This is a genomic window from Bacillus pseudomycoides DSM 12442, from assembly GCF_000161455.1.
Taxonomy (GTDB): Bacteria; Bacillota; Bacilli; order Bacillales; family Bacillaceae_G; genus Bacillus_A; species Bacillus_A pseudomycoides.
Genome location: NZ_CM000745.1, coordinates 603,599 through 615,925, shown reverse-complemented (window position 1 = coordinate 615,925; position 12,327 = coordinate 603,599). Strand labels below are relative to the sequence as shown.

10 protein-coding genes are annotated in these 12,327 nt (G+C 35.1%); 4 read left to right on the top strand and 6 right to left on the bottom strand.

Translation table 11 applies throughout. The features are described from left to right. Nucleotides 1–258: 258 nt before the first annotated feature. Nucleotides 259–1,650, top strand: coding sequence for an amino acid permease (locus tag BPMYX0001_RS03095; RefSeq protein ID WP_033795885.1), 1,392 nt, complete (start codon nt 259–261; stop codon nt 1,648–1,650). A gap of 182 nt (nt 1,651–1,832) precedes the next feature. Further along, nucleotides 1,833–3,386: a hypothetical protein gene (locus BPMYX0001_RS03090; RefSeq protein WP_006093561.1), complete on the top strand. Its 1,554-nt coding sequence runs from the start codon at nt 1,833–1,835 to the stop codon at nt 3,384–3,386. Nucleotides 3,387–3,420: 34 nt separating this feature from the next. Here BPMYX0001_RS03090 and BPMYX0001_RS03085 read toward each other — a convergent pair whose 3' ends face one another. Continuing rightward, nucleotides 3,421–5,142, bottom strand: a complete 1,722-nt coding sequence (locus BPMYX0001_RS03085; RefSeq protein WP_006093560.1) for a DUF2339 domain-containing protein — start codon at nt 5,140–5,142, stop codon at nt 3,421–3,423. 214 nt (nt 5,143–5,356) lie between these two features. Between BPMYX0001_RS03085 and BPMYX0001_RS03080 the strand changes: the two genes are divergently transcribed. Beyond that, nucleotides 5,357–5,905 carry a DUF3916 domain-containing protein gene (locus BPMYX0001_RS03080; RefSeq protein WP_033798626.1) on the top strand — a complete coding sequence of 183 codons (549 nt, stop codon included), beginning with the start codon at nt 5,357–5,359 and terminating at the stop codon, nt 5,903–5,905. 41 nt (nt 5,906–5,946) lie between these two features. Here the strand turns inward: BPMYX0001_RS03080 and brnQ1 are convergent, their stop codons facing one another. Further along, nucleotides 5,947–7,248 (bottom strand): branched-chain amino acid transport system II carrier protein BrnQ1, encoded by a 1,302-nt coding sequence (gene brnQ1, locus BPMYX0001_RS03075; RefSeq protein ID WP_078211678.1) that lies wholly within the window; start codon nt 7,246–7,248, stop codon nt 5,947–5,949. A gap of 577 nt (nt 7,249–7,825) precedes the next feature. Between brnQ1 and BPMYX0001_RS03065 the strand changes: the two genes are divergently transcribed. Beyond that, a complete protein-coding gene (locus BPMYX0001_RS03065) occupies nt 7,826–9,211 on the top strand; it encodes a peptide MFS transporter (RefSeq protein WP_006093557.1) in 1,386 nt (461 codons plus the stop codon). Between the two features lie 21 nt (nt 9,212–9,232). On the opposite strand, the gene BPMYX0001_RS03060 is transcribed toward BPMYX0001_RS03065, so the two are convergent. The 4 genes from BPMYX0001_RS03060 to BPMYX0001_RS03045 form a co-directional block, all read right to left on the bottom strand. Continuing rightward, nucleotides 9,233–9,865, bottom strand: coding sequence for a class A sortase (locus BPMYX0001_RS03060; protein ID WP_006093556.1), 633 nt, complete (start codon nt 9,863–9,865; stop codon nt 9,233–9,235). Nucleotides 9,866–9,960: 95 nt separating this feature from the next. Continuing rightward, the gene (locus tag BPMYX0001_RS03055) at nt 9,961–11,397 is read right to left on the bottom strand and encodes a choice-of-anchor I domain-containing protein (protein WP_033798624.1); all 1,437 of its coding nucleotides are present in this window, start codon (nt 11,395–11,397) and stop codon (nt 9,961–9,963) included. A 134-nt stretch (nt 11,398–11,531) separates the two neighbouring features. After that, nucleotides 11,532–12,005 carry a hypothetical protein gene (locus BPMYX0001_RS03050; RefSeq protein ID WP_018765544.1) on the bottom strand — a complete coding sequence of 158 codons (474 nt, stop codon included), beginning with the start codon at nt 12,003–12,005 and terminating at the stop codon, nt 11,532–11,534. Further along, nucleotides 11,998–12,225: a helix-turn-helix transcriptional regulator gene (locus tag BPMYX0001_RS03045; protein WP_078211672.1), complete on the bottom strand. Its 228-nt coding sequence runs from the start codon at nt 12,223–12,225 to the stop codon at nt 11,998–12,000. Before BPMYX0001_RS03045 ends, BPMYX0001_RS03050 begins: the two co-directional genes overlap by 8 nt. Between the last annotated feature and the right edge of the window lie 102 nt (nt 12,226–12,327).

The window sequence follows — 12,327 nt, the reverse complement described above, 5'->3', positions numbered from 1 at the left end:
ACAATGAATTATTATCACACATTCTTTTCTTACTATTATATGAGAAAATGTAATACTTAATCTTACCAACCAATAAAAAGAAGAGTCAATATATTCAATAATAGTTCGAATTTTAAGTTTAGGTCTGACAAATATAGATATAGTACAGCATACATCGACTATTTTTGTAGCATAACAGAAAGAAATGTTTTATAATTTAAAATAGTTAAACATCAAGTAAGCGTATTCAAACTTTTTCATCCTACAAGGAGGCTTCTTATGCAAAACACAAACAAATCAGGAAATTTAAACCGCGGTCTAAAACAACGGCACATCACATTGATGTCTCTTGGATCCGCTATTGGCGTAGGACTATTTTTAGGATCTGCTTCCGCTATTAAATTAGCTGGACCTTCTATTCTATTAGCCTATATGATTGCTGGACTCGTTATCTTCTTCATTATGCGCGCTCTTGGGGAAATGGCAATTGAACAGCCTGTTGCTGGTTCTTTTAGCAAATATGCACATGATTATTTAGGACCGTTAGCAGGTTATATCACTGGTTGGAACTACTGGTTTTTATGGGTTGTTACTTGTATGGCAGAAATCACTGCCGCTGGTATTTATATGGAGTTTTGGTTCCCGGATATCCCGCGCTGGATTTGGGCATTAATGGCTCTCGTATTAATGAGTGCATTTAACTTTTTATCTGTAAAAGTATTCGGGGAACTTGAATTTTGGTTTGCTTTAATTAAAATTGTCACAATTATCAGTATGATTGTAATTGGTACAGGAATTATTTTATTTGGATTTGGAAATGATGGTATCGCCACTGGTATTTCAAATCTTTGGTCACACGGCGGATGGTTTCCAAATGGTTTTTCTGGGTTACTTCTTTCCTTACAAATGGTTTTATTCGCTTATCTAGGAGTCGAGCTCATCGGTGTCACAGCTGGTGAAGCACAAAATCCAAAGAAAACACTCGCAAAAGCAATTGATAACGTATTTTGGCGTATTTTACTGTTCTACGTTGGAGCCTTATTTGTTATGATGGCAATTTATCCATGGAATGAACTTGGCGATAAAGGAAGTCCATTTGTATTAACATTCCAACAAATTGGTATAGCAAAAGCAGCAGGGATTATTAACTTTGTCGTCTTAACAGCGGCTCTTTCTTCTTGTAACGGTGGTCTATTTAGTACGGGACGTATGTTATTTACATTGGCGCAACAAAAAAAGGCACCTGAAAAGTTCGGCCGTTTGAATAAAAATGGGATTCCAAGTAAAGGAATTTTAGCAACTTCTTTCGTCCTACTAGCTGGTGTTATTTTAAACTATCTTGTTCCTGCAAAAGTATTTACATGGCTTACTAGTATTTCAACGTTCGGCGCAATTTGGACATGGGGGATCATATTAGTTACCCAAATCCGATTCCGAAAAGGATTACCAGCACAAACTAAGCAAAATTTAACGTATAAAATGCCTTTGTATCCATTAAGTTCTTATTTTTCACTCGGTTTCCTTACATTAGTATTAGGAATTATGGCTTATTCAGAGGATACACGAATTGCATTAATTGTTGGTCCAATTTGGTTAATTGCATTGGTAGTTGTATATTACTTAAAAGGATTTCATAAGATAGATGCTGTAGAAAATTCAAAAATCAGTTAAATATGTTACCCCTTCCTGATAGCGAGGAAGGGGTTTTCTTATTTTTCACACAAATATTTATCAACAAAATTCATGTTATTTTTACAAATTTTTTGTATATTTCACATTTTCCATCTTTATTTTCATAAAAAAATCCATTACATTATTAAGGGACATATATTTATTATTAGGGGGATTCTTCTATGAAGAACAAAAAATGGCTTAAACTTTCTTTAGCAACAGCAATTACACTCAGTATCGGAAGCACTTATATTCCACCTGCTTTCGCTGAAAGTTCTACAGATCCAGCACCTGAAATTGCTGCAAAAGTTGTAAATCAAAACAATGGGAAGAAAGTATTATTTGATAATACACATGGGCAAACAGCAGGTACAGCTGATTGGGTCATTGATGGTGGTTTTTCCGATTTTGGAAATGGTATTTCTAAAAATGGATATTTTGTAAAAGAGCTTCGCCAATCTACACCTATTACATATGAAAATTTAAAAGATTATAATGTGTTTATTGTTCCTGAAGCAAATATTCCTTATAAAAAATCTGAACAAGATGCTATGTTACAGTATGTTAAAAATGGTGGTAGTATTTTCTTTATCGCAGATCATTATAATGCAGACCGAAATAAGAATCGCTGGGATTCTTCAGAGGTATTTAATGGATACAGACGTGGTGCATGGGACAACCCTGCAAAAGGTATGTCTAGTGAAGAAGCAAACTCGCCAGCAATGCAAGGAGTGGAAAGCTCCGATTGGTTATCTCAAAACTTTGGTATTCGCTTTCGCTATAATGCGCTTGGAGATGTTTCTGCCAAAAATATTGTATCACCTGAACAATCCTTTGGTATTACGAAAGGTGTTTCATCAGTAGCTATGCATGCTGGTTCTACACTTGCCATTACAAACACTAAATTAGCAAAAGGAATCGTGTACCTTCCAGAAAACCCATCAAAATGGAATAACGCTGTTGATAGTGGTGTTTATAATGGTGGCGGTATTGCAGAAGGTCCTTTTGCTGCTATTGCTAAAGTTGGTCTTGGAAAAGCAGCATTTATCGGCGATTCTTCTCCTGTTGAGGATGCCTCACCAAAATATGTTCGTGAAGATACAGGACAAGCAAAAAAAACATATGATGGGTATAAAGAAGAAAATGACGCTATCTTATTGGAAAATATCGTTAATTGGTTATCTAAACAAGAAACCTATACAAGTTTAGATCAAGTAAATGGCTTACAACTTGATAACCCAACACCTTTACAAACATTTGAGCAACCTAATTTATCAACTGAGCCACAACCAGAACCTTGGAGCGCCCCAAATCAAGGATATAAATGGTTCAATACAAATACATTTAAGCCAGGTTCATATGGATATAGCAGTACAGTAACTACACCTGTAAATAATTACGTAGTTACGCATCCTAGTATCCTGCCAAACAATGAAGTATTCCAAGTGAAAATTCAATTAAATAACTTATTACCAAATACAACATATAGTAATTATTCTCTAGGAATTTTCACAACTGGAGGATCACAAGTTGCGAAAATCCAAAATGAAAATGGTACTTGGCCTTCTAGCTTTGGATATAGTAATGCATTCTCTTTCATAACAAATAGTCTAGGTTTTGCTGAAAAAGTAGTAAATGTACAACTCGCACCAAATACAACTGGACAAGCCACTTTGCGTCTTCGTCAAAATACAACGACAAAATATAATGAAGCTGTCACTATTAATAATAAATAATAAAAAAAGCAATCCTAAATGGATTGCTTTTTTACTACTCATCTTTTTCTTTTGAGAAAAACATTCTAGAAATAACAATTCCTAGTCCACCAATAAGTAAGAATAATACTGCACGAATCATCATTGATACTTCTGGTAAATCTAAGAAGAATAACTTACTCACTGTCACAACTAACACCACTAGCCCCGCATACAGTATTTCATTCATTCTTCTATTACGCCCAAACCAAACTGAAACTAAAGCATATATCATCCATAAAAGAGAGACAGGTACACTAATGATACTTCCGCTTGTTGAAAGAACCTCTCCTATTCTAGTAATTGTAATAAATACAAGTACCATAAAGCCGTACAGTGTAATCGAATACACATGTTTTCCAAAATGTTGTAACATTGGTTTCACTCTCATCATGCCATAATAAAATGTTCCAAGCAAAATGAAGTGAGCTACAAAAGCAGCTGACATAAATGCTTCAAATGGACTAACGAGCGTTTGAAGCATACCAATCGCATAAATAACAGCGCTTATATAAAACTTAATTTCTTGTTTCAATTTAACAGAAGTAACAACACCTAAGAATCCTTGTAACATTAAGATGATCGATCCATTTACTAAGCTGAACTCATATAAAATCGCTAAACTAAACGATCCCATTGCAAATCCAAATAAAAGATCCGTAAATAATGATTTTTTATTTTTCGTATATTCAGCTACAAACATTACAGCGTGCACAATTGTACTAATCAATAATCCCCATGTTGTAAAGTCTGGAATTTTTACAATTGCCATAATAAAGAAGATTGCATTCGCACTAAACAACGCCATTCTAGGTTGATAAATAAAACTTCGGTTCATAAACATATGCCAAAAAAGTGTAATATGAATGAATCCATACACAACTGTTAATTGTACATTTAAATTTCCTAGTAACACTGTCATAATGACAAAGAAGACAAATGTTACAAGTACAGAAACACAATAAGACACCATATATAAATATTGATAACGGTTCTTATACGCATACCATAATAAACTAATCGTTAATATTGCTTCATATCCAAAGAAAATGTAAGAATTAGGTGTTGTACTATTTAATAAGAACGGTACAAAAAAGGCACCTACAGATACAAATATAGCGAGATACTCTGATTGATATCGCTTAGCTAGATAGATGCCAAGTATAATCCAAATAATATTTAATATAAATGCAATGGTTGCCGGAAAGAAATGATACAAATAATGTGCAGCGAATGTCGTTAAAACAATACCTGTAATACTCCCCCCAGCTAATACTAACCCTAAAGCTTGACGTTCCTGTTTTATTTGCAGATCACCTACATAGTACAAACCAACTGATAATACTACGCCAAATACAATACGAATTGCTGGAGTAAGTAATCCCGCATCTACTCCCGCTTTAAAGAGCCAAATTACCCCCAGTAGCATAATAGCAACGAAAATACGTGGCAGCCATGTTTGACAAAATTTTATAATATCAAACGGTTCAGGCTTAAATGCAGAAATATCTACTTGTTTTACTTCTGGTTCTTTCACTCTTTCTTCATTAACGACAATTTCTTCTTTTCTCACATTTGGTGCAGGGATACTAGTTTCTTGTTTCTTCTGCTCTCTCTCCTGTTGAACTTTTTCTACTTCTATTTCCCTTTGCTGTGCCTTTAATTCATAGAGCGCCTCTTGGATTGTATCAATCGCTGTTTCTAGAGCTTCTATTTTTTTGTTTAAATCCTGTTTCATTCTCTCCCCCCTCTAATCATGCTGCTAAAATGGTACTATACATATAATTGGTGAAATTACCCATTACTTACATCATACTATTAGCTTATTCATTTTTTAAGAGAAATTTCTCTAACATTTCCTAGTTTCTGCTATTATAGTAATAAATAGCATTTCTCCTTCTTCTTTTCAGCGTAACTAGAAAAATAAAAAATATTGCTTATGAGGTGTTGCTTTGGAACAATCAATTTGGAACAATAACTCAAAAAAGAAAACCCGTGGTCTAAGGCGCGCATTCCGAAATTTCTTGCAATATACGACTATACATACAAACTCTTTACCAAATGCTAATGAACAGTCTGCTTTAGGTTGCTGGTCTATTCATCTTCCCTTCAATCCTTCTTATATGCATTCAAAACGTAAATCGAACTCGATTAAACGATTTTATTTACAGACAGCAATCAATCGAGTAGAGCATTTAATCCGTATAAAAACTACAACTGAAAAAGAGTATCGTATTTATTTTGTTGTCTCTTTTCCTAATTTACAAGCTTCTAATATCTTAATTGTATGTAGTAAACAAGGAATAGAACGATTTTTTGAAGGCTTTCTAGGTAGATACATGGACGGACCACAGTGGATTCCATTACCACAAGAACGCGAGATTGAACAAGAATGCGGCTTACATATACCTAACGAATTACAAGTAAAAGGATATACAGAAATTTTTACTGATTCTGATTACAATGACAAAGAAATTTGGTTTATAGGTGAATTAGATTAAACAAAAAAGGCGTTTTCCAGTATAGAAAACACCTTTTTCTTCTAATCCTTTTTATTCATACAAGCACTTACAATCATTCCTAAGCAGCCACCTACAATCGCTGGAATAATCCATCCTACTCCTTCTGTATATAAAGGAATGTGTTCTAATATAGATGTCCATTTTGAAAGTAGCACGTTACGATTTAAAATATCTATTCCACTAAACACCGCTACTAGTCCAATAGTCACTGGATATATATACGTATACTTACCGATATACTTATGACATAGTCCTAAAATAATAAGTGTTAAAGCAATCGGATAAATAAACCCAAGAATAGGGACTGATACTTTTAAAATTTGTGTTAATCCTAAATTAGCAAGAATCATACTAACGACACTTAAAACAAAAGCCCACACTTTATAAGAGACTCTTGGAAATACTTCTGTAAAAAACTGACTACAAGATGTAACAAGTCCGATCGATACACACAAACAAGCAACTGTAAAAATAATTCCTAATAATATCATACCGCTCTGTCCAAATAATGCAGTCATCACATGAGCTAATACTTGTGCACCATTATCAAATTTTCCAAGTGAGCCACTTATTGATCCGACATATCCGAGAATAACGTAAATAAGAGATAATAATAGACCAGCACCTATACCTGCCATGCTCATATACTTTGCTATGTTCTTTTCATCTTGTACTCCTTTTACACGTAAAGCATTTGCTACAACAATTCCAAAGATTAACGCTGCTAAAGCATCCATCGTTAAATACCCATCTAAAAACCCTTGAAATACCGGAGTATTTCCATAGTTCCCCACTGGTACTTGAACATCTCCTACTGGTGTAATCATACTCTTTATAAAAATAAGGGCAATCATACATAACAATAAAGGTGTTAATAGTTTCCCAAACAGCCCCATCAATTTTGATGGTGATAAACTTAGCCAATATACAATGCTAAAAAAGATGACTGTATAGATAAGTAGCAACACACTACCGGAATCAGGAAATAATTGACCTGGTCCCATTTCAAAAGCTAAACTTCCTGCACGTGGTATACCAAGCCCAGGACCGATAAACAAATAAATTAAGCAAGGAAAAATAATTGCAAAAGAGGAATGTACACGATTTGCTAGTCCTTGGAAACTTCCGGCCTTAGCGATTGCTATTACACCTAATATCGGAAGTCCAGTTGCTGATATGATAAAGCCCAACAATGCAATCCATACATGATTCCCCGCTTCATATCCAAGGAAAGGTGGAAAAATAAGATTTCCAGCTCCAAAAAACATGGAAAATAACATCAGGCTCATAAGCAAAATTTCTTTTTTCTGTAATGATTTCATTTCTTTCTCCTTCGTTACTTTCATATAAAGTGGAATCCTTTTCACCCTATATACATTTTGTTTGTTCAACATATAAATTGCGGCTACGCCTAACAAAAGATGATTCGCACTCATCTTCTCTCTTTGTCTTCACTTAGTATGAGACAGGAAAAGGATCTGACTGCTTCTATCCATGAACAAATGCTCTCTCCCATTAAAAAAAAGAGGTATATAACTCGATTTTGATTTTCCAACATATCAGTTGCGGCTTTGAAAACAAAAGCAGACCTCCACTCGTTTTCTCCTTTTGTTTTCCATGGCATAGGGCTAAAAAAGGCCCTAACCGCTTCTATACATAGTCGGATGCTCTCTTCCATCTAAAAAGAAAGGTTTTACATTGTTTTTCAATTTTCACTTATACGCTAAAACAAACATAGTCCATAGTCTACCACAAAAGAAATCCCTATTCTACATCCGCTCTGTTTTCCAATTTCTTCTGAAAAATCAACCTTTATTGACATGTAATAGTTAATAAAGTAAACTATTACATATACAAAACTATTAACTTTGTTTTTGTTTGTGTCAGGAGGAAACTGAAATGGAATCAACGATACAACTTGAGAAAAAACAACAACGAAACAAGAAACATCCTCCAGGTTTATACTTACTCTTCTTCACAGAAATGTGGGAACGATTTAGTTACTATGGATTACGAGGATTATTAACACTATACTTAACAACAGCTTTAGTAAGCGGTGGTCTTGGATTTAGTCCCGGGTGGGCACTTTCTATCTATGGCTTTTACACTGGAGCGTGTTACTTTACTCCAATGATTGGTGGATACTTAACTGACCGATTTCTTGGAAGACGTTTAGCTATCACGATAGGTGGCGTGACAATGGCAATCGGTAACCTTACGCTATTTGCCCTGCAAAACCAAATCGGCCTATACCTTGGACTCGCGCTTATTATTATTGGTAATGGTTTCTTCAAACCAAATATTTCTACACTTGTTGGACAACTGTATGAAGAAAATGACCCAAAACGTGATAGTGCATTTACCATTTTCTATATGGGTATTAACGTCGGTTCATTTTTAGCTCCACTCGTTTGCGGATTTTTATCAGAAAATTTATTCAAAACAACAGTAGATGGCGTTGTTCATTACGGCTTCCGTTACGGATTCTTAGCTGCCTCAATCGGTATGATTATTGGACAAATTTTATTTACAACATTGTCTAATCGCTACCTTGGTGATATCGGTAAAAAACCAACAATAGATTTACAAGCGGCATCAGGGAAACAAACAGCTGGTAATACACCACTCACAAAAAAAGAAAAACAACATACAGCAGTTATCGTTATTCTAACTTGCTTCGTCGTCTTCTTTTGGGCTGGTTTTGAACAAGCTGGTAGCTCACTAACGTTATATACAAGCAAGTTTGTTGATCGTTCTGTGTTCGGATGGGAAATCCCAACATCTTGGTTCCAATCAGTCAATCCACTATTTATCATTTTGCTTGCTCCCGCTATTTCAGCACTATGGGCTAAGCTGGCTACAACAAAACGTGGAGATTTAAAAATCCCAACAAAAATGGGACTCGGTATGATTTTACTTGGAATCGGTTATATCGTTCTTGTTATCGCTACATTAAAAACAGGTAGTGATGAGCACAACATTACAGAGCAAGCAAACCTACTATTTATTGTCTTTACTTACCTTTTCCACACATTAGGTGAATTGTTCTTATCACCTGTTGGATTATCAATGGTCAGTTCTCTTGCACCAGTAAAACTCGCTTCATTACTGATGGGCGTTTGGCTCGCTAGTTCAGGGGTCGCCAACATTTTAGGTGGTCAACTCGCTAGTTTTACAACTTCACTTGGATATTCAGAAGTATTCACAGTTATAGGAGCAGTCGCTATTGTTTTAGGATGTGTTTTATTACTACTTTCTAAAAAACTGGTAAAATGGATGGACTAAAAAAGCTGAGGGATTACTCCCTCAGCTTTTTTTCTTCGCTTTTACAAACTCCCCAGTAACAACAAAACGCTTCGAGTTATCAGATACAGACACACATGTAATAAGTGTAACTTCTGTTTTCCCGTGATCTTCTACTACTTCCCATTTATCAGGTGTTACTTCTGACACATTCGCAACAACGTACTCATACTCATTTTTATTATCATATAAATAGATTTTATCGTTCTTTTTTAACGAAGATACATCGCTAAACAAAACACCTTTTTTTGACATGTTATGTCCTGCCAATGCATAATTTTCTTTTCCCATCTCTTGCTTCTCTTTTACAGTTGCTGCTCCTGATAATAAATTTTTCTCGGTAGAAGCATTTAAAATAGGTAATTTCAATGAAATACTTGGAATCTCAATACGACCAATTACTTGTGTTTCATCTAATGATGCATTCGCTACCTCTGATAAATCAGGTTGGTCAATTTTAGATGCATCTACAAATTTCGTATCCTGTTTTTGATATTCCATCTTCTGAACAGCTTGTACATTTTCTGTTTGCTTCTTCTCTGCCATATATCCGTCATAAAATGGCTTACCAATTAAAATGCCACCTACAACAAATAAAAGAACTGCTAGTATACTATATATTCTCTTCTTATTCATACATAATTCCTTCCCTTTACAAAATCTTACTTCTATATAAGATGATAAAGTAAGATGACTATATGTACAAGTATGAGACGAAAAGGAAAAGAAATTTATTTACTTATACGATAAAAACTTAATACTCCATCTACTTCATCCGCACTTACAAACAAATCTCGACCGTTTACTTTATAAATTCCTTCTGGTGCTGCCCCAGCTGATGGAGCAAGTCCAATATAAACCGGGAACATTGGAATTGTCATATCGAAAAATAATACAGCATTTGCCCTTTCAGCAGCTACTGCTAAGATGGAATTTCCTTTTATCATACCCGTCGCCACATTTTCTACTTCACTTCCGCGATTTTCACTTCTATTATCAGGATATAACCCAGCAGCTGCTACTTTTTCATCAATAAGATTCATACTATCGTACACAAGAGATCCGTCCTGACTCCATACAGAAATATTTCTCCCCCCTGATTTCACGCCATCTTTAAACTCATTTTTACCAAGATCCCCTTCATTAGCAGTAATGAGAAATCGCCCAGACGGATCCCATGTCACACCATCTGGTTCTAGGCGTGCAGTCACCTCATCTTGAAAAGATACGGTACCATCCTTTTTTAAATCTGCTTTATGTGTTGTGATGCCAAGACCAAATATATTTTCAATTCGTTTTTCTACAATATTTACAATTGCTACCGCATTATTTTCTTGTAATGTAACAGCTGCTTTATCTCCTTTTGCGCTAATCGCTACATACTCCGGCTGCGGATCATGCTTATAGATTGCTCCATTACTAATGTTACTCATATGGATTGGAAGCTCAGTATGTTCCCCGCGCATGACATCACCGTCAGGAAATGTAATCATAGAAATACTTCCTGGTCGTTTTGTTTTTTTCATATTCACTTCATTTTCATCATTTGGATCGTTTTCTTCATCTTCATTACAAATAATAAGTGTTCTTCCATCTGCTGTTAACGCTACTGAATCTGGTCCTACACCTACTTCATACGTTTTTACAACTCTCTGCGCTGCTAAATCCACTACCGCCACTTGTCCCTTATTTGCATAATATAAGTTATCTCCAGTTCGAAAAGCAGCCAATGCGTACTTTCCGTCTGGTGTAACCGTTACACTCGTTACTTCTGCTTCTGAATGAATTTCTTTAAAACTCACATTTCCTAATACTTTTATATTCTCTAAATCTGCAATTGATAGAATCTGAATTTGTCCTAAATCTGCTTCCGTAACAACAAGTGTATTCCCATCAGGTGTTGATGCTGTAATTTCAGCCTTCCCATTTGGCATTTGAAATGAGGCGATTCGATTAACTTTTGTATCCTTATGTTTTTTACCAATAAAGTCCGCCACCATCTGTTCCACTTTCCCGCGATACGCTGGGTTAGATATACTCCCCTTTGGTAACGTATCTATTTTATTCACAACCTTTTGTGCGTCCTTGTCTATTGTTTCTGCACTCACATCATTTCCTGCCCATAATACACTTGCAATCATCCCACCGTATAAGAACGCCTTTTTCATTTCCCCACTCCCTTTATTCGATACGTCCAATTTCTATCATAAAAAACATTTGTAAATCTTCACTTCGACACACATTAATTTTTTGTAAAAAATAGGATGTTTATTACAAAAAAAGACGTGCACGTGGCACGTCTTCAAGCAAATTTATTTCGATAAAGTGAAATATGGAATACAGTCATTTGTATAAAGAAGATTAAAAACACAACATATAATGGGTACGCAGGAATATACGGGGTTACAATCGGATATATAACAAGCAATGCAGCTGCAGTCGGCATAACATACCAAAGCGCCATAAAAGTCGTACGACATGCTTTTGCTGTAATGATTTCTTCCCGCTCATCATCTTGTGGAAATAACAAGGGAAACATCCAAAAAGATAATTTCTTATATTTCTTCTTTTGAACTTTATAAAAAATAGTGGATACAACAGCTACAATTAATAACAATAAAAACGGTGTGATGCTCATCGATATTTCAAATGGCACTTTCTCTGTTTGAATAATATTTGCAAATTCCACCTCAAAATAATAGAGTTCAATAAATGCCCAGCTAGCTAATCCGATAAATAACACATTCACCACATAAGACAAAATGATTCTATTCACTTTTTTCTCCCTCCTTATTTAAAACAAACACATCCTCCATCTTTAAATCAAATACATCACAAATCGTCAGTGCTAATAACAATGATGGAACGTAATCACCCTTTTCAATCGCTGCAATCGTTTGCCTTGTTACGCCAACTTTTTCAGCTAATACGCTCTGCGTAAAGTTAAAACGGGCTCTTAGCTCCTTCACTCTATTGTAAATGGTCAAATTTACCACCTCTCACCATCATTGTATGCTAAGCTTTACAAAATGTAAACTCAACTTAACATTTATTTCGTAAAAAAATCCAACTTTACCAGATGTAAAGTTGGATTTGAT